Source organism: Acinetobacter sp. BIGb0196 (genome assembly GCF_011759595.1).
Classification (GTDB): Bacteria; Pseudomonadota; Gammaproteobacteria; order Pseudomonadales; family Moraxellaceae; genus Acinetobacter; species Acinetobacter guillouiae.
On sequence record NZ_JAAOZA010000001.1, the window covers coordinates 1,683,707 to 1,707,760 of the forward strand.

25 protein-coding genes are annotated in these 24,054 nt (G+C 37.0%); 14 read left to right on the plus strand and 11 right to left on the minus strand.

The features are described 5' to 3' along the window. Positions 1-20 precede the first annotated feature (20 nt). Positions 21-1,913 carry a M48 family metalloprotease gene (locus FHR28_RS07605; RefSeq protein ID WP_004822360.1) on the plus strand — a complete coding sequence of 631 codons (1,893 nt, stop codon included), beginning with the start codon at positions 21-23 and terminating at the stop codon, positions 1,911-1,913. A gap of 111 nt (positions 1,914-2,024) precedes the next feature. Here the strand turns inward: FHR28_RS07605 and bioB are convergent, their stop codons facing one another. Next, complete coding sequence (gene bioB / locus FHR28_RS07610) at positions 2,025-3,014, minus strand: biotin synthase BioB (RefSeq protein ID WP_004719449.1); 990 nt, start codon at positions 3,012-3,014, stop codon at positions 2,025-2,027. Between the two features lie 290 nt (positions 3,015-3,304). Further along, positions 3,305-4,414, minus strand: a complete 1,110-nt coding sequence (gene queG / locus FHR28_RS07615; RefSeq protein WP_216076327.1) for a tRNA epoxyqueuosine(34) reductase QueG — start codon at positions 4,412-4,414, stop codon at positions 3,305-3,307. 46 nt (positions 4,415-4,460) lie between these two features. Between queG and FHR28_RS07620 the strand changes: the two genes are divergently transcribed. Genes FHR28_RS07620 through FHR28_RS07635 form a run of 4 tightly spaced genes read left to right on the plus strand, consistent with a single transcriptional unit; the run spans position 4,461 to position 7,489 of the window. Beyond that, positions 4,461-5,948, plus strand: coding sequence for an NAD(P)H-hydrate dehydratase (locus tag FHR28_RS07620; protein WP_166782293.1), 1,488 nt, complete (start codon positions 4,461-4,463; stop codon positions 5,946-5,948). Further along, a complete protein-coding gene (locus FHR28_RS07625) occupies positions 5,948-6,220 on the plus strand; it encodes an acylphosphatase (protein ID WP_154129350.1) in 273 nt (90 codons plus the stop codon). Before FHR28_RS07620 ends, FHR28_RS07625 begins: the two co-directional genes overlap by 1 nt. A gap of 50 nt (positions 6,221-6,270) precedes the next feature. After that, the gene (locus FHR28_RS07630) at positions 6,271-7,155 is read left to right on the plus strand and encodes a hypothetical protein (protein WP_166782294.1); all 885 of its coding nucleotides are present in this window, start codon (positions 6,271-6,273) and stop codon (positions 7,153-7,155) included. Further along, positions 7,148-7,489: a hypothetical protein gene (locus FHR28_RS07635; RefSeq protein WP_166782295.1), complete on the plus strand. Its 342-nt coding sequence runs from the start codon at positions 7,148-7,150 to the stop codon at positions 7,487-7,489. Before FHR28_RS07630 ends, FHR28_RS07635 begins: the two co-directional genes overlap by 8 nt. 130 nt (positions 7,490-7,619) lie before the next feature. On the opposite strand, the gene ruvC is transcribed toward FHR28_RS07635, so the two are convergent. Then, a complete protein-coding gene (gene ruvC, locus FHR28_RS07640) occupies positions 7,620-8,165 on the minus strand; it encodes a crossover junction endodeoxyribonuclease RuvC (RefSeq protein WP_004719459.1) in 546 nt (181 codons plus the stop codon). A gap of 311 nt (positions 8,166-8,476) precedes the next feature. Between ruvC and FHR28_RS07645 the strand changes: the two genes are divergently transcribed. Together FHR28_RS07645 and FHR28_RS07650 are read left to right on the plus strand one after the other, a co-directional pair. Beyond that, a complete protein-coding gene (locus FHR28_RS07645) occupies positions 8,477-9,046 on the plus strand; it encodes an FxsA family protein (RefSeq protein WP_151957437.1) in 570 nt (189 codons plus the stop codon). A 453-nt stretch (positions 9,047-9,499) separates the two neighbouring features. Continuing rightward, on the plus strand, positions 9,500-10,129 hold the full coding sequence (locus FHR28_RS07650; protein WP_166782296.1) for a LysE family transporter: 630 nt from the start codon (positions 9,500-9,502) through the stop codon (positions 10,127-10,129). On the opposite strand, the gene FHR28_RS07655 is transcribed toward FHR28_RS07650, so the two are convergent. After that, positions 10,126-10,314 (minus strand): hypothetical protein, encoded by a 189-nt coding sequence (locus FHR28_RS07655; RefSeq protein WP_166782786.1) that lies wholly within the window; start codon positions 10,312-10,314, stop codon positions 10,126-10,128. The genes FHR28_RS07650 and FHR28_RS07655 overlap by 4 nt on opposite strands. A 296-nt stretch (positions 10,315-10,610) precedes the next feature. On the opposite strand from FHR28_RS07655, the gene FHR28_RS07660 reads away from it, so the two are divergent. Then, positions 10,611-10,862, plus strand: a complete 252-nt coding sequence (locus tag FHR28_RS07660) for a hypothetical protein (RefSeq protein WP_166782297.1) — start codon at positions 10,611-10,613, stop codon at positions 10,860-10,862. Between the two features lie 256 nt (positions 10,863-11,118). On the opposite strand, the gene metK is transcribed toward FHR28_RS07660, so the two are convergent. Then, the gene (gene metK / locus FHR28_RS07665; RefSeq protein ID WP_004719464.1) at positions 11,119-12,285 is read right to left on the minus strand and encodes a methionine adenosyltransferase; all 1,167 of its coding nucleotides are present in this window, start codon (positions 12,283-12,285) and stop codon (positions 11,119-11,121) included. A 568-nt stretch (positions 12,286-12,853) separates the two neighbouring features. On the opposite strand from metK, the gene tkt reads away from it, so the two are divergent. From tkt to FHR28_RS07690, 5 genes are all read left to right on the plus strand, one after another. After that, positions 12,854-14,842 (plus strand): transketolase, encoded by a 1,989-nt coding sequence (gene tkt / locus FHR28_RS07670; RefSeq protein ID WP_154129348.1) that lies wholly within the window; start codon positions 12,854-12,856, stop codon positions 14,840-14,842. 510 nt (positions 14,843-15,352) lie between these two features. Continuing rightward, positions 15,353-15,574, plus strand: a complete 222-nt coding sequence (locus FHR28_RS07675) for a hypothetical protein (RefSeq protein WP_004822338.1) — start codon at positions 15,353-15,355, stop codon at positions 15,572-15,574. A 3-nt stretch (positions 15,575-15,577) separates the two neighbouring features. Further along, the gene (locus tag FHR28_RS07680; RefSeq protein ID WP_105713709.1) at positions 15,578-16,036 is read left to right on the plus strand and encodes a transcriptional regulator; all 459 of its coding nucleotides are present in this window, start codon (positions 15,578-15,580) and stop codon (positions 16,034-16,036) included. A gap of 427 nt (positions 16,037-16,463) precedes the next feature. Beyond that, on the plus strand, positions 16,464-16,679 hold the full coding sequence (locus FHR28_RS07685) for a hypothetical protein (RefSeq protein WP_004719469.1): 216 nt from the start codon (positions 16,464-16,466) through the stop codon (positions 16,677-16,679). A 129-nt stretch (positions 16,680-16,808) separates the two neighbouring features. Continuing rightward, positions 16,809-17,582 (plus strand): hypothetical protein, encoded by a 774-nt coding sequence (locus FHR28_RS07690; protein ID WP_166782298.1) that lies wholly within the window; start codon positions 16,809-16,811, stop codon positions 17,580-17,582. A gap of 56 nt (positions 17,583-17,638) precedes the next feature. Here FHR28_RS07690 and FHR28_RS07695 read toward each other — a convergent pair whose 3' ends face one another. Together FHR28_RS07695 and FHR28_RS07700 are read right to left on the minus strand one after the other, a co-directional pair. After that, positions 17,639-18,679, minus strand: coding sequence for an IS481 family transposase (locus tag FHR28_RS07695; protein WP_166781830.1), 1,041 nt, complete (start codon positions 18,677-18,679; stop codon positions 17,639-17,641). A gap of 146 nt (positions 18,680-18,825) precedes the next feature. Continuing rightward, positions 18,826-19,236 carry an OsmC family protein gene (locus FHR28_RS07700; RefSeq protein WP_151957434.1) on the minus strand — a complete coding sequence of 137 codons (411 nt, stop codon included), beginning with the start codon at positions 19,234-19,236 and terminating at the stop codon, positions 18,826-18,828. 310 nt (positions 19,237-19,546) lie between these two features. On the opposite strand from FHR28_RS07700, the gene FHR28_RS07705 reads away from it, so the two are divergent. Beyond that, positions 19,547-20,125: a YceI family protein gene (locus FHR28_RS07705; RefSeq protein WP_004719471.1), complete on the plus strand. Its 579-nt coding sequence runs from the start codon at positions 19,547-19,549 to the stop codon at positions 20,123-20,125. A gap of 232 nt (positions 20,126-20,357) precedes the next feature. Here FHR28_RS07705 and FHR28_RS07710 read toward each other — a convergent pair whose 3' ends face one another. From FHR28_RS07710 to FHR28_RS07725, 4 genes are all read right to left on the minus strand, one after another. Further along, on the minus strand, positions 20,358-21,041 hold the full coding sequence (locus tag FHR28_RS07710) for a DUF1566 domain-containing protein (RefSeq protein WP_004719474.1): 684 nt from the start codon (positions 21,039-21,041) through the stop codon (positions 20,358-20,360). A gap of 204 nt (positions 21,042-21,245) precedes the next feature. After that, positions 21,246-22,280: a DUF6670 family protein gene (locus tag FHR28_RS07715; protein WP_166782299.1), complete on the minus strand. Its 1,035-nt coding sequence runs from the start codon at positions 22,278-22,280 to the stop codon at positions 21,246-21,248. A 33-nt stretch (positions 22,281-22,313) separates the two neighbouring features. Then, positions 22,314-22,937, minus strand: coding sequence for a sterol desaturase family protein (locus FHR28_RS07720; RefSeq protein ID WP_004719477.1), 624 nt, complete (start codon positions 22,935-22,937; stop codon positions 22,314-22,316). Between the two features lie 114 nt (positions 22,938-23,051). Beyond that, entirely contained in the window at positions 23,052-24,050 is a 999-nt protein-coding gene (locus FHR28_RS07725) for an AraC family transcriptional regulator (RefSeq protein ID WP_166782300.1), read from the minus strand. Between the last annotated feature and the right edge of the window lie 4 nt (positions 24,051-24,054).

A 24,054-nucleotide genomic window follows, 5' to 3' on the forward strand; every position in this document is an offset into this window, starting at 1 on the left:
ATGTAATGAGGAATTTTACATTGAAAGATGTCAGTCATTATTTGATAAAAAACAAGAATATGTTGTGGTCTGCAAGTATTTGCTTACTTGCGGTCATTTTGACTATTTTTATTCTAAATACTGTTTTAGGATTGCTGGTTCACTATGTGGATCCAGATCAAGAGATCTGGTGGAATATCCTCAGTCCTTACTGTGTCGGTTTGATCATTGTCATCATTGGTTGGTCAATCGCATATGAATTTTATGTGTTCCGTACAGGTGGTCACTCACTTGCAAAGCAATTAAAAGCCCGTCGTTTAAGTCAAATTGAAAGCACTCCGGAAGAAAGTGTGGCCTTAAAACTCGCAGATAAATTTGCAGAGACTTTTGAGATTGATGCACCTACATTATATGTATTGCCAGATGAAGTTGGGGTTAATGCTTTAACTGCTGGGTTTCATCCAAGAGATACGGTGATTATCTTGACCTGGGGCGCATTACAGAATCTGGATGAATTAGAACTTTATGGTTTATTAGGGCATGAGTTTAATCAAATTCTATCCGGTGAAGCACGAGAAAATACCCGACTTAAAATTTTATATAGTGGTTTAATTACCTTTAGTCAGTTGGGAAGCAAAATCGCAAAGCAGGGCTTTAATCGTTATAACGCCAAGGGAAATCAGCATAAATTTGAAACCAGTTTTGTCGCAGTGGGTGGGGTGATTTGGCTACTCGGCAGTATGGGGATTTTAATTAATCGTTTGATTAAATATTTCACTTTGGGTGGGCGTACTTTTTATAACGATTATAAAACTAAAAAATTATTGCTCAATAATGCCAATGTACAAACCTTATTGCGTATCTATGTCCATCATGCAGGTTCTCAAATTCATAGTGAGTTTTCTGAAGCCATTGCTCATATGTGTTTTGCCAATTCCTTAAGTCCGCAAAGTTGGTTAAATATCCATCCAAGTATTGAAGACCGTATTTATGAGTTAAATCCGACACTGTTACAGGATCTACAGCTGGAAAATTTAAAAAAATTACGTAGTCAGCCTTTATTTAGTTTGTTACGCCCTTTGGAAGAATCAACAGGGGACGTTTATAACCCGTGGGTATCTCCACAGCCTTTACCTTTATTACGCTTATCCCCAATTAGTTTTGCCTTAAACGATGCAATTAAACCTTTAAATCCAGAAGTACGCCGTCAAATTGAGCGTTCAGACTTGATTCAGCGTGCTATGCAAACGGCAACGGGTTCTCGTGAGGTAATGGTCGCCATCTTAATGATTCGACAGTATCGCGAGTTTATTCCGTCTGATGCGGAGGTAAGTCGTGCCATTATTGACTCACTTTTAAATTTAGATGGTCGGGTACATATTCAAATTTTCCATGATGCCTGTGAAAACCTTGGTAATATGCCTGCGACCAGTGCACGTCAATTTGTCACCAAGCTTGCGAAAATTATTCAAGAAGATGGTGAGATTGGTTTGTTGGATGCATTGCTGATTGAGCGTGTAAAAGCTGAATTGCATTTGTTGCCGATGCATACACCGTCATCCTTGGAAACGGTGAAGCCGCAAATTGTGCGCTTGATTGATGCCTTGCTGCATGTACAGCAAATTAACAGTGCCAATCAGCTTGATGTCCGTTATGAGATTTTAGAACGGGTTTTGTCTAAGGATGAGTTAGAACTGTTTGAAGAAATCTCAGATGAACCTATTGATTTGGGTGAAATCTTAAATGATATTGCAGGGTTATTATTACGTGATCGCCTGAGTATTTTGGGTGTGGCTGAAATTTGTTTGTGGAATGATCGAATTATTACCCAAGATGAATTAGATGTACTGCAATTGCTGTATTGGCGACTTGGCTTTGCCACAGATGATATCGTAGATCAAATGCAGAAAAAGAACAGTGTGATGATTATTTAACAAGGGTAAAGTGAGTCGTAGAAAAAGTAATCATAGCAATGATAATAAAAAGAATTAGCTGGGAAGTGCTAACACCACTTGATCTCAAGTGGTGTTAGAAAAAACGCTAAATTAACTCGCCATCGCATCTACAGAAAGCTCAGCCACGGTTGGCTTGGCTTTTTCTGCTTTTAGACCTAGCTTATTAAACAATTGTTTGTCTTTGCCTTCACCAGCATTTGGTGTGGTTAATAATTTTTCACCACTAAATAGCGAGTTTGCACCGGCCATAAAGGCTAAAGCTTGATCTGAGTCTGTGAGAGATTCACGTCCAGCAGAAAGACGGATATAGCTGTGTGGCATAATAATACGCGCAACCGCAATCGTACGAATCCATTCTGTGACATCAAGTTTTTCAACATCTGCAAGAGGCGTGCCTTCAATTGGAACAAGCATATTGATAGGTACAGATTCAGGATGAACAGGCAAGGTTGCTAATTCATGTAATAAACCAATACGATCATTACGATTTTCACCCAATCCAACAATACCGCCACTACAGACTTTCATCCCCGCATTACGGACATGATCCAAAGTGTCTAAGCGATCATCAAAAGTACGGGTGCTGATGATATGTGAATAGTATTCACGCGATGTATCTAAGTTATGATTGTAATAATCTAGGCCTGCTGCATGTAAACGTTCAGCTTGTGATTGATTGAGCATACCCAGTGTCATACAGGTTTCTAAACCTAATGCTTTAACTTCGCGCACCATTTCGAGGACATACGGCATATCACGCTCATGTGGGTTTCGCCATGCTGCACCCATACAAAAACGTGAAGAACCTGATTCAATGGCTTCTTTTGCTTCGCTGATCACTTTATCGACCGCAATACGTTTTTCAGCTTCTAATTTTGAATCATAGCGTGCAGATTGCGAACAATATTTGCAATCTTCAGGGCACTTACCAGTTTTAATTGAAAGTAAAGTACTGACTTGGATGGTATTGGCATCAAAGTGTTCACGATGAGTTTGCTGTGCTTTGAAAACTAAGTCTAAAAAAGGCTGTTCATATAAAGCTTGAATTTCTTCACGAGCCCAGTCATTACGTACTGTCATTAATTAAATCCATGATAATCATTATCTATCCCTGTATATAATACATAATTCATGCCAATTCCATAGGGCAAAAAAGTCCAAATACGATGGTATCTTACGATTAAAAAGATCAAGAGTATAGAAAACTAAAATTATAAATATAGTTGCAAAGTTAACCACATTCTGTGTGATTTACTCACAATATTTTAACTTTAATTTTTATTAACTTCAGTGTATTGGTGATTAAAATATTCAAAAATTACGAACTTTGCAACGATCTGAAAATTATCACTCGGCACAATTTAAGGGCATCAATGGGCTGAAATTTGGTGTTGTTTAGCGTTTTGCTCGGTAATTGCCCAATCAATATGGACTTGCACAACTTCATCATGTAAGGCTCTATTTTGGGTCAATGCTGCAATAATTTGAGCTGAATACGGTGCATTACCTAAGCCAATTGCAATATTGCGCATAAAGCTTTGAAAGCCTGTACGTCGGATGGGGCTACCTTCAGTACAATTGAGGAAGGTTTGTTCATCCCATTGCCATAAATCCAATAAGTTAATATGGTCTAAGCTATGACGTGGGTTAAAGTCTTCAATCGAAGCTTTTTTGGCAAAACTGTTCCAAGGACAAATCAGTTGACAGTCATCACAGCCAAAAACACGGTTACCAATACCACGTCTTAACTCTTCAGGAATGATTCCTTTATATTCGATGGTTAAATAGGCGATACATCTGCGCGCATCCAGCATATACGGCTCAACAATCGCCTGAGTTGGGCAAATATCGATACAGGCTGAACATGAACCACAATGATGTGTTGCTGGTTCATCAAAGGGCAAATCAAGTGAAGTAAATAATTCACCTAAAACAAAAAAAGAACCCGATTTTTTATGAATCAATAAAGTATGTTTACCGGTCCATCCCATCCCCGCACTTTCTGCCAGTGATTTTTCAAATACCGGCGCTGAGTCCGCAAAGGGACGGGATTCAAACGGACCAACTTTTTCTTTAATGAGGGTTGCCAAGGTTTTTAGCCGACCACGCATGATTTTATGATAGTCACGTCCACGTGCATAACGGGCAATAATTGCTGCATTGGGCTCATCTGGTACATAACGCGGTTTTGGTGTTTCCACCAAATAATTCATTCGTACACAGATGATACTTTTTGTGCCTGGAAACAGTAGTGTAGGATCCGCTCTTTTATCTAAATTTTCTTCTAAAAACTTCATATCGCCATGGTATCCGCGTTTTAAATATTCTTTAAATCGTGGTAATTCAGCTTGAGCATCAGGACGAGCAATGACACAATCAGCAAAGCCCAGTTGCACAGCCTGTTGTTTGATCCAAGATTTTAGTTCTTGAAGATCAAGCTGTTGCAAGGGAATGGATTGCGAAGTTAAAGTTGCCGACATAATGAATCAATGCGCTATAAAATAGTGAGAAGAAAAGGACAGAATGATGCATCAGCAAGTTTATCACAGCCGTGAAATACAAGCATGGGAAGCGCGTTGGTTTGCTCAGCAAAATAGCGTTTTTGGTTTAATGCAACAGGTGGCTTGGTCGATTGCGCAACGCTTAAATATTTTGTTTCAACAAGCTTCTCCCCAAATTACCACTGTTGCGCTGTGGTGCGGTGCAGGAAATAACGCAGGTGATGGATATTGTGTTGCCCATTATTTGCATCAATACGGTTATCAAGTCGAAATATTTGCAACTGAAGCAGGGCATTCTCAGCAGTTAAAGGCGGCAATTGAGTTAGTACAGAAAGATAAAATCAAAATCCACCCACATTTTAATATCGAAAAGCGCTTTGATTGTCATATTGATGCACTGTTTGGTATTGGTTTAAACCGTGATTTGGATGATGCATTGCAAGCAATTATTCAACACTATAATGCTCAATCAGGTTTAAAAGTAGCCATTGATATTCCAAGTGGTTTAAATGCTAATACAGGACAACCATTACCTCTGGCGGTAAAAGCAGATCAGACATTGACTGTTTTAGGTCTTAAAACGGGCTTGTTTACAGGACAAGGTCGAGAATATGCGGGTCAAATAGAGCTCATTTCAATTGTTCCTATAGACCCACAATTAAAAGCGGTCGCACAGTTGTCACCCACCCAGATTCAATTACCACAACGCCAAGCGTTCGGTCATAAAGGCAGTTATGGGCATGTTTTGGTGGTCGGTGGGCATGCAGAGATGGGCGGTGCAGTCATGTTAGCTGCTGAATCTGCATTTAGTGCGGGTGCTGGAAAAGTCACGATTGTATGTCATGCCAAACATCACACTGCAATTCTGGCACGCTCTCCTAACATCATACTGAGAGATATAAACGCTTTAACTGATGTGGATATTCAAAATTTATTAAGTCATGTGGATGCTGTCAGTTTTGGAATGGGTTTAGGGCGTGATGCTTGGGCGAAACAACAATTTTCAAAATGGTTTTCACCCATTCATTTAACCCCACAGCTGCAAGTGGTTTTAGATGCTGATGCTTTGTGGTTTTTAGCTGAACAAGCTGTTCAATTCAATCAACGAACTTACCTGACGCCTCATCCAGGTGAGGCTGCTAAATTATTAAATTGCTCAGTGGCAGAGATTGAAAATGATCGTATTGCTGCGATTCAAAAACTTCAACAAAAATATTCAGGACAATGGGTACTTAAAGGTTCTGGAAGTTTGATTTTAGAAAAGCATCTATGGATCTGTACTGCGGGGAATGCAGGCATGGGCACTGGTGGGATGGGAGATGTTCTTGCAGGAATGATTGCCAGTTTAAAAGCACAATTTGATGAAAATATTCACTTACATGAAATTGTCACCTTACATGCTTTGGCAGGTGATAGGCTCGCAAAAAACGGTATGCGTGGTTTACAGGCCCAGCAAATGCGTGATGCTGTGTATTATGTGGTCAATCATTCATGGTCAGGAGTGAGTATGTGATGAAAGCGGTAAAATTGTTAATTCGTGGTAAAGTTCAAGCTGTAGGCTATCGTCGTTGGTTTGAAAAAGGAGCCTTACAATTGAATTTAAAAGGCTATGTGAAAAATCTAACTACAGGCGAGGTTGAAGCGGTTGTGGTCGGAGATGAACAAGCGATTTTAAGTTTGATTCGTCATTGCTATGTTGGGCCTTTACGTGCTGATGTTACTAGTATTGAACAACAAAACCTGAATCATGATTTAGACTATACTGATTTTAAGATGATCCGTTAAAGAGATCATTTAGAATAGCAACCACATACTGATATAAATCAATATTACCGATGATGATCAACAAAATTTTATTAAGCTGTATTTTGATGTGCGGTATTCATACTGAGCTTGTCGCACAACCAGTAGACGCTGTGACGAATAAGAATAAGATCGCTTTAAAAGGTTTGGACTTTAAAACTGTGATGAAATCTTTTTACCAAAAACAGATCCAATATGTCAAAATCCCTCAATTAGATCAGAGCAATATACAGTATGTCGGGATTAAAAATGCCGAATATACCCATGTCTTTGATCGTGATGATGCTGTGATTGTATTTAGTCCTGCGAGTGCTTATCAAAATGCTCAAAATGAGTTGCGCTATCTTATAAGTACAACAGAAGTTTCGATAAATAAAAATAATGAATTACTAAACTTTTGTGGTGTATGCGCAACATTTACTAAAATCTACCTATTTAAGAAAAATGCTTTAGGTCAATTTGAGTTAGTGAGCCAAAGTCAGGATGAAAATAGTTGGATGAATGCAGATTTTAATTATTTGCCTTATCCGACTGAAAATATAGTTAAAAATATTCGAAAAATTGGTCCGCGAATAAAAGGCTATGTCGAAGAACAAGCGTATAGTCGACAAGGCTATTCAACTAGCACGCTTTATATCGTCCCATTTGATGAAAACCCTGTAATGGTCAAATTGGAAGTTGCAGAAATTGGGAATGACAATGAAGTGACAGGAAGTGATAAAATCTACAATACACAAGCTGATTATCGTTTTTTAAGCACTGAGCATGATGGTTTGTATGATATTGAAATTCACTATTCTGGTACGCAACAAATTTATGTTGGTGATATTGCTAAAATTGTGCCTATAAATGAAACCCATGTTTATCAGTATAATGAAAAACAGCAGAAGTATATTCGAGTGAAATTACATGATTGATAAATATTTAGTTGTTGGAATTGTATTTGCTGCGTGTTTGGTATTGATTATTTATACCCAACTCGATAGTGGGAAAATAGAAGATAAGTCTTTGTCATTCAAAGCAAAGTTACAAAAGGAATTTCCAAACTATACCATTCTTGAACGGAATCAAAATTTCATAATTTGTCGAGAAGGGAGTAATCCACGTATCCCTGAAGAGTTGGTGTTGATTCGTGTTGATTCAGAACAGAAGAAAAATCTAAGAACTTCTGGGAAAATGTTAATTGCAACCTATACAAAGCAGCCCAGTATTCGTGAGATTCGAAAAGATACTTTGCCTTATTTAACTTGAGATGGGCTCTACCATCTCAATAAATAAAAAACCTTTCAGATCACCTTGGTAATTGCGATAGCTTTTTTATGATTGCAATAGCTTGGACTTTGACATGGGTAGAGCGAGGCGTTTTGGTGGTGTATATAAATTAACGTCGACGACTACTATTGCGACTCCGCCCACGAGCCATACCGCCTAAAGCATTCAGTACAGCTAATTTGCTCATACTGCCAGAAGCATGGGCATGGCAAATTGCTGCAGCGAGTGCATCGGCAGCATCTTGTTGGGGTTGGATTGATAAGTTAAGTAACTTCATCACCATCATCTGAACTTGTTCTTTGTCTGCAGCACCATAGCCCACAACAGATTGTTTAATTTGACGAGCCGTATATTCTGCAACTTGTAAGTCTAAATTGACCAACGCTGCAATTGCCGCGCCACGCGCTTGTCCAAGTTTTAAAGCAGAATCAGGGTTTTGTGCCATAAATACTTGCTCTACAGCAGCTTCTGTAGGGCCATGAAACTGAACAATACGTTCAACTCCAGCAAAAATTCGTTTGAGTCGCTCAGGCATTTCTGTTGTTTCAGTGCGAATTGTACCAGCATCAACAAAAGTAAGTTTTTGACCATCTTTTTCAATGATGCCATAACCTGTTAAGCGTGAACCGGGGTCAATTCCAATAATTAAAGGCATAATACTGCTTATCGTAAGTCTTGCTTCAATTATATGATTCTAAAAATGAATTGTAAGTAAAATTTTAACTTAGTTGTATAATCAAAGTACACAACAGTATTATTTCCCTTAAGCACAGCGCTAGGGTGCTCATTATTTATAAAACCTCAGTCAATAAATCGCACAAATAAATAAAATCGCTGTCAGAACACAAAATTACCCTTTAAAAATTTTTAACTGCCCATATAAATGATAGAAGCAACGAAATTCATTGTTTTTATATGTGAATTTTCAAGCTCACTTTTAATTTATCTTTGAGATGCCTTGTTTCGATGAAACTTTTTCCTATTATTTTAATTGGTACGATTGTTGAAATTGCTGTATGGATTGGTGTAGCCCAGTTCATTAGCGGTTGGTACGTATTTTTCTGGTTTATCATTGCTTTTGTAATTGGTTTAAACTTGTTGCGTTCAAGTACCGCAACAATTATGCCGCAATTACAACAAATGCAAATGACAGGAATGATGGGGAATGATCCTGCAATTGCCAAAAAAATGGCGACAGCATTTGCGGGTATTTTGTTGATGATTCCAGGTTTAATCACCGATGTCTTGGCGCTACTGGTTATTCTTCCACCTGTACAGAATGCAATTAAAAATGCAGGTATGAAATATATGGCGAAAAAGCAACAAGCCATGATGAACAATATGATGGGTGGAATGGGGGACATGGGTGGTGCTCAAGGTCAAAACCCATTTGCAGATTTGATGCGTCAAATGCAGGATATGCAAAACCAGCAATCTGGTGGGCAACATCGTGATTCAACCATTATTGATGGTGAAGCGCATGAAGTTGAACCGCAGCATAAACAAATTGAATTGAAAGATGTAAATAAAAAGTAAAATACAGTCTAGGATGTTGAATAGAACGCCGAATCAATGATTCGGCTTTTTTATGCCTGAAATCATAGGGTCTGTTGACAATTCGTCTACGTTTGCGACTACGAGTGTTTTTTAGGCGATACTAGGCACGAAATACGAAATTTAGTGATTCTAAATGAGTAGTTCGTAACGACGTAGCAGCAAAAAACACGCTAGTCCCCGCTGCGCCTTGCGCTGCAAACAAAGCAGTGCTTTGTTCTTGCTCAGGGTTGTGGCTAAAATTATCTCAGCCTTCGTTATGAAACTCGAAAATAGTCTCGCTATTCTCTTCGTTTCCTGCCTTGCCTGCTCAATTTTAACCTACAACGCAAGCCATTTATGAAATGTCAACAAACCCTAAAGCAAGCTTAATTTCTTAAACATATTTTTGATCAAACGATATAATCACTGAGTCACAATTTCTAAGATTTTATTATGTCGATGTTATTGACCATTTGTGCACTACACTTTGTTGCACAGTTGAGTCCTGGTCCAGATGTATTACTTGTCGCTAAAAGCTCAGCATCGACAACACGTGCCAATACTTTAAAAATCATTCTAGGCATCTCTGCCGGTGTGGTGGTATGGGTTGCTTTAACTTTGCTTGGTTTTACGGTTTTATTGGAACAATGGCCGTGGATTCAACAAGTCTTGATGCTGATCGGAGGCCTGTTCCTTGCCAAAATGGGCTATGCAATGTTGAGAGGCGGCATTGCAACACTTAAACAAAATACCAATTTAGATGGCGTGATCGAGCAGCCCCCTAAAAACTATTTTCTATTGGGGCTTTATACCAATTTAGCTAATCCTAAGATTGTGATTTATTTCAGTAGTGTTTTTTCATTGGCATTGAGTTCAACAGCAGGTGCAGATTTAAAACCGCAATTGGCAGTGATTATTCCCATTCAAACATTTTTAGTTTTTAGTCTATTGATGATGATCATGTCAATTCCTAAAATTAAGCGCATTTATCAAAAATCAGGAAGTTATATCGATATTGTTTCAGGAAGCTTTTTCTTATTATTCGCCATTTTTCTTTGGGTCGATGTCTTGAAGATGTTTTAGTGGTCAGGATGTTGTTGAGGATTTAAAGGCTGCTCTTGTAACGGTTGATCATTGCGACTGTGGTTTTGATCTTGAGTGGTATAGCGATGTGGATCTAAGGTTTTAATATTATTTTCAGATTGCGTGTATTTACGACTGCGATTTGCACGTTCTCTTAATCCGCCTTTTTTAATCAGCTGTACCAAAATAATCTCCAAAACAATATCTTTCACTTTACAGATTATAGCTTGAATCAATGTAATACAGAATATTGAATGAATGATCCATAATTTGATAGGTGTTGATTTATAATCAATTATTTTTAGTATATAAAGTTAAGTTATTGAATTTATATGAGAATATATTGAAACAAATTTATCTTGTCAAAAGATACGAATCATGTACACTAAAAAAAGAAACAGATTTTTTGCATTACATATATGGATATAATTGTAGTGTAATAATTAAAAACAATAATAGCGCCATAAAAGGAGATCTGAATATGATTCTACAATATCATTGTGCTTGTTGTGATGAAGCGGTCAGTTCAACACAAAAAGTTTGTCCAAAATGTGGCTCTCAACATATTAAAAGCCCATATGGATTATGGACGTTTTGTCTGGCTGCTTGTTTGATTGCAGCAGTAACGTTTAAAGTGGGACATATTTATTTGCAAAATCACAATACAGAAACGCCAGCGCAAGTTTCTTTATTGAGTGTGTTACAGCCAGATTCTAAATCAGGTGGTCAATAAGTGCTGTAAATGATTGGTTGAATTGTGTAAAGGTTTGATTGGGCTTTAAAGAACAATAAAATTAGATCATGCTAATGATTAAAATAAACAAACCATTAGATGTGTTTTAAAGCTATAAATATCGATAAGATATTTAAGATATAGATATTAAGTGGAGTAGAGGAGGAAAAATTTTGAGGTATTCATCCCGATAACATTAATTCAATAAAAAAGCTCGCATTTGCGAGCTTTTTTAGATTTAGATCTTAGGCTAGAATTACAAATTTGCAGAAGCTTTAAGCGCTTCAACTTTATCTGTTTTTTCCCAAGTAAATGCAGTATCTGAACCTTCACGACCAAAATGACCATAAGCAGCAGTTTGCTTATACATCGGTTGAATTAGATCGAGCATACGGGTGATACCGTATGGACGTAAGTCAAAATGCTCACGAACCAATTGAATAATCAATTCATCAGATACTTTGCCTGTATTAAATGTGTTGATCGAAATCGAAGTCGGCTCAGCAACACCAATTGCATAAGACACTTGAATTTCACATTTATCCGCCAAACCTGCCGCAACAATATTTTTTGCAACATAACGGCCTGCATAAGCAGCAGAACGGTCAACTTTTGATGGGTCTTTACCCGAGAAAGCACCGCCACCATGACGCGCCATACCACCGTAAGTATCTACAATGATTTTACGACCGGTTAAACCACAGTCACCCACTGGACCACCAATCACAAATAACCCAGTTGGGTTGATGTGAAATTTAGTACCCGCATGGAACATTTCAGCAGGGATGATTTTTTTCACGATTTCTTCAATCACAGCTTCTTTAAGATTAGCTTGTGAAATTTCAGGATCGTGCTGAGTTGAAAGAACAACTGCATCTAGGCGAACAGGTTTGCCATTTTCGTAGGCAAATGTTACTTGGCTTTTTGCATCTGGGCGTAACCACGGTAGTGCGCCGTTACGACGTAATTCAGCTTGTTTTTCCATTAAGCGATGCGCATATGAAATCGGTGCTGGCATCAACACATCAGTTTCACGGCTTGCATAACCAAACATTAAACCTTGGTCACCTGCACCTTGGTCTTCTGGTTTTTGACGGTCTACACCTTGTGCAATTTCAGGTGATTGTTTACCCACCATGTTAATCACAGCACAAGTTGAACCATCAAAACCTAAATCGGTATGGTGATAGCCAATTCCATTTACGGTATTGCGGACAATAGTTTCAAAATCGACATTTGCAGTCGTTGTAATTTCACCTGCAAGAACGACTGCACCAGTTTTTACTAATGTTTCGCATGCAACCCTAGCGTATGGGTCTTCTTTTAAGATTGCATCCAAGATAGCGTCACTGATTTGGTCAGCCATTTTATCTGGATGGCCTTCGCTCACAGATTCCGAAGTAAAAACAGCATACTCGCGCATGAAAGTCCTATCACAGTAATTTATAAAGACGCAATATGTTACATCGACTTCAGCCTGAGGACTAGCATTACCTGACTAAAATGCATGAATTAAATTCATTTTCATGTGTTTTTAATTGATATGCTCATTAGAAAAATTGATAAAAGATTACGATTGAGTCCTGTTTCTTGGAAAATTTGCAAAAGCAGGGCGATTTGCATTCAAGTTATCATGACTTTTTATCGTGTGAAACGCTTTAGCAAGATCTTGTTCTATTGAATATTGATCAGCATGAAATTTTCAATATTTAGACTGAATCGGGTGGTGAAAGAATATCCGAATGTAAATGCATCGCTTAAACATAATCAAATTTGTTTTGCTGATGTTGAGATGTTCGATATGAATAAGAAAAAAGACCGTTTTTAACGTTGATTTAAGACTATTCGGTATATTTTTTAATTAATTTGCAACCTAAGCGGATAAATATAGACTTAAGTCTTTACCCTGATCGCTTTTTTTAAGACAATACATCCCAGTTTTTGAATTTTCTATTCATCTTCCTATATTTTAATTTATTGGACTCTGATTTATGACAACCCCGCTGAATGAACGTCGTATAGCTAACGCAATTCGTGTATTGGCTATGGATGCTGTGCAAAAAGCTAATTCTGGACATCCAGGTGCTCCAATGGGGATGGCAGATATCGCTGATGTCGTATGGCGTGAATTTTTAAACCATAATCCAACCAACCCACAATGGGCAAACCGCGACCGTTTTGTATTGTCAAATGGTCATGGTTCAATGTTGCAATATGCTTTGCTTCATTTAACTGGTTATGATCTTTCTATTGAAGATATTAAACAATTCCGCCAATTACATTCTAAAACTCCTGGTCACCCAGAATTAGGTTATGCACCAGGGATTGAAACGACAACAGGTCCACTTGGTCAAGGTGTTGCCAATGCTGTAGGTTTTGCACTTGCTGAGAAAACTTTAGCGGCACAATTCAATAAAGAAGATATTCAAGTTGTAGATCATTTCACTTACTGTTTCTTGGGTGATGGTTGCTTAATGGAAGGTATTTCCCATGAAGCATGTTCACTTGCTGGAACATTAGGTCTTGGAAAACTCGTTGTTTATTATGATGACAACGGTATTTCTATTGATGGTGAAGTAGAAGGCTGGTTCTCTGACGATACAGAAGAACGCTTTAAAGCTTATGGTTGGCAAGTACTTCGTGCAGACGGTCATGATGCAGATGCAATTCGTGCTGCAACAGTTGCTGCGCGTGCAGAAAGCTCGAAACCAACGTTGATTATCTGTAAAACGATTATTGGTTTAGGTTCGCCAAACAAACAAGGTAAAGAAGATTGCCACGGTGCGCCACTAGGTAATGATGAAATTACATTAACTCGTGAAGCATTGGGTTGGAAAGAAGAGCCGTTTGTTATTCCTGCTGATGTTTATACAGCTTGGGATGCAAAAGCAAAAGGTTCAGCTTCTGAAGCTGCTTGGAATGACATTTTTGCAACCTATGCTGCAAAATACCCAACAGAAGCGGCTGAGTTAAAACGCCGTGTGAATGGTGACTTGCCTGCAGAATTTTTGGCACAAGCGGATGCTTATATTGCTGAAGTGAATGCCAAAGGTGAAACCATTGCAACACGTAAAGCAAGCCAAAATGCGATTCAAGCATTTGCACCTTTACTACCTGAAATTTTAGGTGGTTCTGCTGACTTGGCTGGTTCAAACCTTACACTTTGGAAAGGTGCGAAAGGGGTTGAGTCTGATCCTGCGGGTAACTACGTACATTATGGTGTGCGTGAGTTTGGTATGACTGCAATTGCCAATGGTGTAGCATTGCATGGTGGTTTCATTCCTTATGTAGCAACCTTCCTTATGTTTATGGAATATGCTCGTAATGCAGTTCGTATGTCTGCATTGATGAAACAACGTGTGATCCATGTTTATACTCATGACTCAATTGGTCTAGGTGAAGATGGTCCAACGCATCAACCTGTTGAGCAAATTGCTTCTTTACGCGGTACACCAAATTTAAATACATGGCGTCCATGTGACACAGTTGAAGCGTCTATTTCTTGGAAATCTGCTTTAACACGTAACGAAGGTCCTACAGCGTTAATTTTCTCTCGTCAAAACTTACCATTCCAAACACGTACTCAAGCTCAGATTGAGAATGTTGTGAAAGGTGGTTATGTATTGGCTGAAGAAAAAGGCGAATTAAAAGCGATCATCATCGCGACTGGTTCAGAAGTTTCATTGGCAATGGAAGCATATGCACAACTTGATGGTGTACGTGTAGTGTCTATGCCATGTGCGGAAGAATTTGTGAAGCAAGATGCTGCATATCGTGAAGCGGTATTACCATCAAATATCCGTGCACGTGTTGCAGTTGAAGCTGGACATGTAGATTACTGGTGGAAATTTGTAGGTTTAGACGGCAAAGTTATTGGTATGTCGACTTATGGTGAGTCTGCACCAGCCAAAGATTTATTCCAATTCTTTGGTATTACTACTGAAGCTGTTGTTGGCGCTGTAAAAGAATTAACTGCTTAATTCTTGCATCGTTTTAAATATGGAAACGCTCCGCTAGGGGCGTTTTTTTATTGCTCTGCATTCACTTTTTAAAAATAAAAAATAGAAACCATGTGTTTAAAGTTATTTTTCTTCTAAGAAATATGAAGGTTTACCTTAAGCCATCTAAAATAGATCAGCATTTTTTAGATGAATGGAAAGAGCATTGATTAAAAACACCATCATCGATAACTGTTAGGCGGTGTTTATTTTGCTTACTGGTTTTTTTACGTGGTGTGCTGAAACTAAATTATGATGATCATCACGAATAGTAAAAGATATATAGCTCCTTAGTGAAAGTGATCTTAGGGAAAGCGTGATAAGTCAGTTTGAGCTTGATAAACTAACTCTTCAATTGAGTGATGAATTAAAAAAAAGGAATGTTTTTATAAATGATATTAATCAAAAATTAGAAACAGTGTGTCATTCATTTTAGCCTTGTTGACATGTGTCAACATATGGTCGTATAATTTATTTAGAATAGGTGTAACCATGGATAAGCATCCTAATAAGCATATTCGTGAAGCAATCGAATATGCAATTGAAAATGGGTGGGATGTTGTGGAATCAGGTAAATCATCACATGCATTTTGTAGACTGCGTTGTATAGCAGGGCATACGGAGCATCAAATGAGTGTATGGAGTACGCCTAGAAATCCAGAGAATCATGCAAAGCAAATTATTCGTAATGTTAATCAATGCAATGGAGAGTGAACAATGAATACTTATCACTTTACAATTGTGATTCGTGATGCACGTCCAAATATAGAGAATTTAGAAGATAAATTATTTGAAGCTGGTTGTGATGATGCTTTGATCTGTAGTTCAAATAGTACTGTTTATTTGGAATTTGATCGCGAAGCGAGCAGTGCTGCTGAGGCGATTAATTCTGCATTTGAAAACATTCAATCGGCAGGGTTTAACCAATTAGTTTTGGAAGAGAATGGGGTTGCCTCATTATCTGAAATGGCTGAGCGTGCAGGATTAAGTCGCCAAGCTCTATCACTATATGCATTAAATAAACGAGGTGATGGTTTGTTTCCTACACCAATATATGGCGTATCTACTAAATCTCCTTTGTGGTCATGGCCAGAAGTAGCAACTTGGCTTTTTAAACAAGGCAAGCTTGCTAAAGATCAATATGATGTTGCCCAAGTAAAAGCTTTTTCATCTTGATCAAGGCATAGGCATATTCTTTTAGAGTGGACAACGTTATGGTAATCCACTAGATATTAAGTTCACTTTTTAGTGGGTTTTTTGCTTTTTTATCGTATAAAAATATCTCCAATAATAAGGAGCTAAAGTGTTTATAGATTTAAAAATAGTGTAAGTCTTGGCAATCAGTTTTATTTTAGCAGAATATATTAGGGTACAAAACTTCGCTCAACTCTAGAAGCAGGTAGGGATATTAAGTGCTACATTTAAATATAAGTTTCTGAATTATAAAGTATAAAAACTCCCTATTTAGCACATTTTTATTTTATGAAATTTGTTTGTAAATTAAGTAAATTTTAGTGGCAGTTTTTTGCAATAGGTATATAGTTGTGCCATTCATTGGGTATTCATGAAACATAGTGATACATATCCTAGAAGTGAGGAAAATATGAGCCTTTATGAACAAATTAGTGATGAAATTACCTTGATGGACGCAGGTGAGCAAAAGTGGATTGGGCAAGATTTGCCGCTTGAATCTATGGTTGCAGTTGAGTTGCTGTTACAGGATTTTCAAGAAGATAAGTTGATTAAGATCCGCCGTAAAAACCATGAAAAACAATCTGGTTTAAAGCAAGTCGATCGTGTCTTGGTTGAAAAGTTATAAGTTTAAAAGCCCCGAAAGGGGCTTTGATTTTTATCGTTTGTAATTTTAAGAATTAATCTTCATTTAAATTAACAGCTGAAAAAAATTATAATTATAGAATCTATTCTTGAAAATATAAAAGATCAGCAAATGAATACTGAACAAGAACAATATTCCATAAAACTAAAAGAATTGATTGCACAAGGTTATAAAATTTTTTCTGTATATAGTCTTGATAAAACGGAAGCTTTAGATGCCTGTATGTGTGGTGGTTGTTCTTTTGAGGAAGATCATATTTATTTGAAAAATACACCATTGCAACGAATTGAGATTGGTATTTTCAACAATTATGTAAATGCAGCATATTCAAATCAAACACCGCTATGCGAATTCAAATATTTTTTACCATTGTTTTTAGATTTTTTAGTGCAAGGAACCAATAATTTTTTATCAGAAAATTATTTCTTTCAGCGCATAAGTGCTTATAGCTTAAGGGACTGGACTATTGGGGAATTAATCTTTTTACAGCAATTTGCAGAAACTTATATTCATTATCATTTATATCAAGAAGAGAATGCTGAATTTAAATATATAGAAAATTTTTTGGATATGTTTCAGTCTTATTTGTTTGATACAGAAAAATTGTCAAATCTCTGTTTAAATCATCCCTCAGCATATAGCCTAATTGACTATGCAACGCAAAAAGTGAATAGCGGTTATGATGAATATGAACAAGCAGATGAATTAAGTCTTACTTCTGAACGTGTTAGAAAAATCTTATTGCACTGGAACAATGACCAGACTATTCGTCAGCATTTCATAGATTGTTATAATGCTTTTAAACATCAAGGTTATACTTTTGATCAAGTAAATGCTAACTGGGTCAGAATATGGATAGAGGGCATTGAGCAGGGTATTTATTAAGTGTACTAGCTCAAACCAGATCTGACAGTTACCCATTTTTTAGTGTGCCTGTCAGGTTAAATTTGAGCTAAATTCTTCTCAGCCCAAATTCGCTTCCCATCAAGTAATGTTTCCAGTGGTGTGCGACCACAGCACATTTTTCCCTGATGAGTTCGTTCAGTATTATAGAATTTTTGCCAAACGTCTAGATCAGCTTGTAATTCCTCTAATGTATTATAAAGCTTCTTCCTAAATGTAATTTGATAAAACTCCTGCAAGATCGTCTTATGGAAACGCTCGCATATTCCATTCGTTTGTGGGGATGCTGCTTTTGTTTTGGTGTGATCAATATCATTGATGGCTAAATATAGCTCATAATCATGTTGTTCAACCTTACCGCAATATTCAGTACCTCTATCTGTCAGGATACGCAGCATTGGTAGATCCTGCGACTGATAAAATGGTAGTACACGATCATTTAACAGATCTGCCGCTGTAATCGGTGTTTTCGTTGTATAGAGCTTGCAATGAACGACTTTGCTGTAGGTGTCGATGAAAGTTTGTTGATAGATTCGACCGACACCTTTCAGATTGCCAACGTAAAATGTATCTTGGGCTCCAAGATATCCTGGATGGTGTGTTTCTATTTCGCCACAAGCAACATCATCTTCATGTTTACGCTCAAGTGCAGCAATCTGATGATCATTTAACTCAAAGCCATCTTGTGCCACTTTGGCTTCTAAGGCTTTCAATCGCTTTTTAAAATTCTCTAAATCGTGGCGGAGCCAAATAGATCGAACCCCGCTACCTGAAATGAATACACCATTTTTACGTAACTCATTACTACTGCGGTGTTGACCATAAGCTGGATATTGGATTGCGAAATCAATAACGGCTTGTTCTGTGGCATCGTCTACACGATTCTTAAGATTCGGTACTCTTCGGGATTTATTGATGAGTGAATCAACATCACCTGATTCAACGAGTTCCTGATAACGGTAAAAGGTATCTCTAGAGACACCCATGACTTTACAAGCTCTGGATACATTCTGAAGTTCTTCAGCTAAATTGAGTAAGCCTACTTTGTGTTTGATGATTTGATTGTTAGTATGCAACATAAGAAAGTTACCTTTGTTTGATTAAGATTCGACACCTTTATCAAAACGGGTAACTTTCTCTTTTTCAAGATCAATGTCTGATCAGATCGGAACTAATACATATTAAGAAGCATACCTGATCCTCTTGTTATAAAACGGGGAAATTCTTATTCAATACCCAACTCTGTCTGAATTTGAATATTTGAAGTCAATAATTTATGAACAGGGCAGCTTTCTGCAACTTTTAGCAGTCGTTTATGTTGCTCCTCGGTGAAATCACCTTTAAGAACAATTTTCCTTGAAATATTATTTTGACCTGCTTCAGGATCACCCTCAGGATTTAAAACTAAATCTAATTGTACATGTTCAATTTTAAGCCCTTTATGATTTGCATACATTTCTAGGGTGACCACAGTACAAGCACCTAATGCAGATAATAAAATTTGAATCGGGTTCGGTGCGGTATCTTGACCACCTTTATCGCTAGGTTCATCGGCATACCATGTATGTCCTTGGGGATTGGTGAGTGTCACACGATAAGGTGTTTGTGTACTTTGTGCTTGAGCAATATTTGCCATAAAACATTCATCAGATAAAAAAGACCAGTACCATAAATATAAAATTTCCCTAAAATGGTCTAGTGTAATTTATTGCTTTATAAATTTTAGCTTTGAATTTAACCTATGGTCTATGCTTTGCTTAATTAGATTCTAAAAAATTAAATAATTATAAAACAATGCTTTATATTGATTTTTAAGGTTTTGATCAAGTTTTAAAAATGGTCATTATAGAATCGTTGCATATATGCAACATATCGTATTATCAATAACAATGAATTTATACGGGAAGTGTATAAACTAATATCCATTCGATAGCGAGAATATAAAGATGAACTTTAAAGCATTAACATTGGGTTTAGCCGTAGCATCAGTTGCAACTTTCAGCATGGCAAAGCCTGTAGATTACAAAATTGATCCAACACATACCGCAACAGTATTTACTTGGAATCATTTCGGTTTTTCAACACCTTCAGCAAACTTCAGTGACATCCAAGGTACGATTTCTGTTGATAATGCAAAACCAGCAGACTCATCTGTCAATGTAACTATTCCATTGTCTAGTTTAAATACCAATGTTGCAGCATTAGATGAACATTTAAAAAATGCAGATTTCTTTGATGCTGCAAAGTATCCAAACATCACTTTTAAAAGTACGAAAGTTCAAGCTTTAGGTAAAAACAAATACAAAATCACAGGTAACTTAACTGTGAAAGATGTGACTAAACCTGTTGTTTTAGATGCTGTTTTAAACAAACAAGGTGAGCATCCAATGACTAAAGCACAGTCAATTGGTTTCAATGCAACGACATCATTTAATCGTTCAGCATTTGGTGTTGGAGCATATGTGCCGAATGTAGGTGATAAAATCACTGTAAATATTACAACAGAAGCTTCTGTAGCGAAGTAATATTGAAATAGATCAAAGGCCTATGAAGTTAGTTTAACTTGCTTTATAGGCCTTTTTTATCGTCTATTCCTTATCCAATTTAAGATATTTAAATAATCATTACTCACTATGATTTGCTCTATAAGCAAAATCAGCTATTTTTCAGTCGTTGCAATTCTTTCATATTTTTAAATTTTTTCTAACATTATCATGATACTGCTTATATAAAATGCTAGACAATACTGCTGGGAGACTAGCGACTATTTCGAACTGCTCTAGAAAAACTACCGTCGTCTGTGTAGTTAATGGTCGGTGCAAAAAAACCAGTCTTAAAGTTGACTTTCCATGCCTTATATTTGTAGCCTATAGGTTTCCATGGGGATAATGAACTTGACCAATATTTACCATTAGATGGGGTATTAGGGAAAATATGAGTATCTAATGTAGGGCTAGTTGAATCATCAGCACAGTTAGTCGGAGCTTTTTGCCCATAAGGTAGTTTTTTCATTTCAAGTTCATGATCTTGTCCATATTGTCTCCGCTCTTGTTCTGGTAATTGTATTTGTCCTATTTTCCTCCAGCCAGTACTACATTTACGAATTGTTATTAATTCTTTTATTTTGGGAACACGCCAGTTATTTTTACCTTCAAATCCACCATTTTTATTCATTTGATCAAGATAATCTTGTGCATCTTCCCAGTTTTTAAATTCCAAAGGATCACCCTTACAAGTTGAGCCTGTCCATGATTGCCCAATTGAACAACGCATCCAGATTAGACCTGTTGCAGGGTCACGCCATTGCCCAGATTTGCTTAATTGCTCATCCGTTTCTGCGTAAACACTCATAGCGCTTGTTGAAAATATCAGTAGCAAGGATGCTGGAATTAAGCTTTTACGCTGCTCAATACAAAGTTTAAATTGGTTAAAGATATTCATTTTGTCTTAGTAATTAAGGAATAGTTCTCTTTAATTTACTTTTACTTCCCTCCAAAGTAAATGTAGAAAAACCTGAATACCGTATTATCGTTGCCTTGATATATTTCAAAACTACATTGATGAATATCGAGCAATGGTAAAGTGGATGATGTCTATATCTGTTTTAACTAGGCTTTTTATCACCTAGTTAAAAGTTGAATCGATCTAATCGGTACGGGTATCTAGATATTCAATATAACCAGTACCTTCAACCGCACGACCCTTGAATGTACCTTTGTACTGATAGCTCCCTGCATAGCCTCCCGCCATGCCATATTGAAAATCAGCATTTGTTAGACCATCAATATGTATTAACGGATTTCCATTATCATCATTCACGCTCCAGGAGAAAGTACGAGGTAAACGCATTGATAAACCATTCGGGGTTATAACGCGCTGAGCTTCAAATGCATGGACATTAAAATTAAATCCATTTGAATGAATACTGCCATGATCATCTGTAGAACGAATATATACTCGACGTTGCAATACTAGATTTAATGGACCAAGAACTTCTACAAGTAGGACTTGATTTTTCTCATCGATATTTAAAATATGATAAGTAAAATAATTGATATATAAGTTTACATCTACTGCACGAGCATATTCATAAGTACAAAGACCCTGAACCTTGGTTTTTTTACCTTGATATTCAAGAAATCCTTCATATGTACATAATAATGCCCAGTGATCATATAAACCCAATGACATTTGCGCAAAATGGGCAATTTTATCAGTCGCACGAATCTTTAAATCAAAATTGAAATCATGACCTTCACGATGCGCATGAAAATTTGGATATTCGCCTTCGAGTAACACGTCACGACCAAAGCTTAAAGATGAACCATTGCTTTCCAATACACAGTCATTTTCTACACTATAGCCATTAAAATGTTCTTTTGTACCTACTGCAGTACCGATTAATACATTTGCAGTATCAAGCGCAGTAGTTTGGATCAAATGTTGATTCCGAAAAATTTTTACACGAGGTTGGCCAACCACAATTAATAGATTCAAAAAATTAAATGGTGCTTCAAGATTCGGAATCATAACCCCATAATGAACGCAAGAATACTTTCCTTTTGGTGTATGCGTTGGCGTATTCACATCAAAAGGTCTTCCGTTGATTGTCTCTGAACGATCGATAAAATGATGTAAAAACTTTGGTGCAGCAATGTGTTTGGGCAATAATCGTTTCATCTAAATGATCCTTAATACTTTATTTGTTAAAATTTACAGTTCTAATGAGATGCCTTGACGAGCACTTTTTATATCCAATGCACTCTTAGAGGTAATTTTAAGATATGATTTTGCAAATATTTTCTGTGATGTCTTGTTTAGGATTATTTCAAAATTTTTAGGTAGTTTTATTCCTAAGGGATTGCTTTCTTTAATCGAAAGCTCAGTAAAAACACGTGTTCCCATAATATAATCAAACCACGGACGTGTAACACACCAATTGGCATTTTGATTACTTGCCATATGATGATCATAGTGCCAAGGGATTCGTTTACGTGCATATTCAGGGTCTAGATGAGATTTTGCATGTACTCGCCAATAATTCCAAATCCCATAATATAAGCCAGCAGTAAAAAATGGTGCAATGGGTAAAAATACAGTTGAAACCGCGGCTAAACCTAACAATGCGGTTTTTTCATTATAAATTTCTGCATTTTTAAACATAGATTCACGATATCCTTCATCATGAAACACATCTGTCCTGGCACGTTTATGATGTGCTATATGTGTGAAGAAAGGGCTATTACGGTGTTTACTTGGAAACTCATGCAACCATACCTTATGAGCATACCATTCAAATCCATTCGCAACTAAAAGGCCAATTGGAAAACCTAACATCTCTGATCCTTTTCAATTAAGAAATAACCATCAGTGTAGAAAAGAACAGCTCATTTTTTTTGACCGAAAAGCTAACTCGTTAAATGTCATTAGAATCAAGTTATAGCTAAAAACTTATTTTTGCTTGCGCTGGCGATAATGGGATGGCGTTTCATTTGTCCAACGTTTAAAGGCACGTGAAAAGGCGGAAGGCTCAGAAAAACCAAGTAAATATACAACTTGATCTATGCTCATATTGGGATTCATCAACAGCTTTTTGGCCATTTTTTCACGATAAGTTGCCAAAACTTTTTCAAAAGTCGTGTTAACTTCTTTAAGATCTGCACGAAGTTTTCGTGGCTGCAGCCCTAAATGTTGGGCAATTAATTTTAAATCTAATTGCCCTGATTCTAATAAACCAGAGCTGAGTAGGTTTTCTATATCATTAATCAAATAATATTTATCGACAACTTTCACCTGCTGTTTAGCTACATGCTCATGTATTTTTAATAGCATTGGTTCAGCCGATGCTGAAGCTAAACTCAATATTTCCGCATCAAAAATTATACAGCCGTACTGCATACCTAAACGAGTCGGGCATTTCCAGATACGTTGATATTCATTTAAACTAGCGCCTTCTTGGTAAGGCAACCATATTTCTTTGGGATGAAAATGATTGTTACTGATATAGTTTAAAAAATTAAGCATAACGCTTATGGCACATTCTAGATAATGACGAACTGGGTGCTGAAGATTCGTGATCATTGCATTTTGATTTTCAATGTGTAAATGAGCCACAAAAGCATCGGTAAAAATTTTCTGATAACGCAAGGCTCTTTGTAAGCCGTCCCCAAATGTAGGGCTACTCATAAAAATGTATTCTAATATTTCGCCTCTAAAAATGGGGAAATGTTCACCTACATGGAGTCCGATATCCTGATCAGCACTGATTTCTTCAGCTATTTCCCAAAAGCGTTGTTGGGTCGAATTATCTCGCCGAATGGTTTTGTCAGGTGGTTGTTCAGATAATCTTATTTGTGAAAATATCCGATTTGCGTCCAAATTCATTTTATTAAGCGTGTGATATGTTAACCAGAGGAAAACACCAGAATCACTAGATTTGCTTTGATCCATAAAT

What these genes read in the sequence shown, in the direction of transcription:
- bioB (WP_004719449.1), bottom strand. Translation starts at nt 3,014, where the DNA reads ATGACAGTACGTAATGACTGGGCTCGTGAAGAAATTCAAGCTTTATAT.
- queG (WP_216076327.1), bottom strand. Translation starts at nt 4,414, where the DNA reads ATGTCGGCAACTTTAACTTCGCAATCCATTCCCTTGCAACAGCTTGAT.
- FHR28_RS07620 (WP_166782293.1), top strand. Translation starts at nt 4,461, where the DNA reads ATGCATCAGCAAGTTTATCACAGCCGTGAAATACAAGCATGGGAAGCG.
- FHR28_RS07625 (WP_154129350.1), top strand. Translation starts at nt 5,948, where the DNA reads ATGAAAGCGGTAAAATTGTTAATTCGTGGTAAAGTTCAAGCTGTAGGC.
- FHR28_RS07630 (WP_166782294.1), top strand. Translation starts at nt 6,271, where the DNA reads ATGATGATCAACAAAATTTTATTAAGCTGTATTTTGATGTGCGGTATT.
- FHR28_RS07635 (WP_166782295.1), top strand. Translation starts at nt 7,148, where the DNA reads ATGATTGATAAATATTTAGTTGTTGGAATTGTATTTGCTGCGTGTTTG.
- ruvC (WP_004719459.1), bottom strand. Translation starts at nt 8,165, where the DNA reads ATGCCTTTAATTATTGGAATTGACCCCGGTTCACGCTTAACAGGTTAT.
- FHR28_RS07645 (WP_151957437.1), top strand. Translation starts at nt 8,477, where the DNA reads ATGAAACTTTTTCCTATTATTTTAATTGGTACGATTGTTGAAATTGCT.
- FHR28_RS07650 (WP_166782296.1), top strand. Translation starts at nt 9,500, where the DNA reads ATGTCGATGTTATTGACCATTTGTGCACTACACTTTGTTGCACAGTTG.
- FHR28_RS07660 (WP_166782297.1), top strand. Translation starts at nt 10,611, where the DNA reads ATGATTCTACAATATCATTGTGCTTGTTGTGATGAAGCGGTCAGTTCA.
- metK (WP_004719464.1), bottom strand. Translation starts at nt 12,285, where the DNA reads ATGCGCGAGTATGCTGTTTTTACTTCGGAATCTGTGAGCGAAGGCCAT.
- tkt (WP_154129348.1), top strand. Translation starts at nt 12,854, where the DNA reads ATGACAACCCCGCTGAATGAACGTCGTATAGCTAACGCAATTCGTGTA.
- FHR28_RS07675 (WP_004822338.1), top strand. Translation starts at nt 15,353, where the DNA reads ATGGATAAGCATCCTAATAAGCATATTCGTGAAGCAATCGAATATGCA.
- FHR28_RS07680 (WP_105713709.1), top strand. Translation starts at nt 15,578, where the DNA reads ATGAATACTTATCACTTTACAATTGTGATTCGTGATGCACGTCCAAAT.
- FHR28_RS07685 (WP_004719469.1), top strand. Translation starts at nt 16,464, where the DNA reads ATGAGCCTTTATGAACAAATTAGTGATGAAATTACCTTGATGGACGCA.
- FHR28_RS07690 (WP_166782298.1), top strand. Translation starts at nt 16,809, where the DNA reads ATGAATACTGAACAAGAACAATATTCCATAAAACTAAAAGAATTGATT.
- FHR28_RS07695 (WP_166781830.1), bottom strand. Translation starts at nt 18,679, where the DNA reads ATGTTGCATACTAACAATCAAATCATCAAACACAAAGTAGGCTTACTC.
- FHR28_RS07700 (WP_151957434.1), bottom strand. Translation starts at nt 19,236, where the DNA reads ATGGCAAATATTGCTCAAGCACAAAGTACACAAACACCTTATCGTGTG.
- FHR28_RS07705 (WP_004719471.1), top strand. Translation starts at nt 19,547, where the DNA reads ATGAACTTTAAAGCATTAACATTGGGTTTAGCCGTAGCATCAGTTGCA.
- FHR28_RS07710 (WP_004719474.1), bottom strand. Translation starts at nt 21,041, where the DNA reads ATGAATATCTTTAACCAATTTAAACTTTGTATTGAGCAGCGTAAAAGC.
- FHR28_RS07715 (WP_166782299.1), bottom strand. Translation starts at nt 22,280, where the DNA reads ATGAAACGATTATTGCCCAAACACATTGCTGCACCAAAGTTTTTACAT.
- FHR28_RS07720 (WP_004719477.1), bottom strand. Translation starts at nt 22,937, where the DNA reads ATGTTAGGTTTTCCAATTGGCCTTTTAGTTGCGAATGGATTTGAATGG.
- FHR28_RS07725 (WP_166782300.1), bottom strand. Translation starts at nt 24,050, where the DNA reads ATGGATCAAAGCAAATCTAGTGATTCTGGTGTTTTCCTCTGGTTAACA.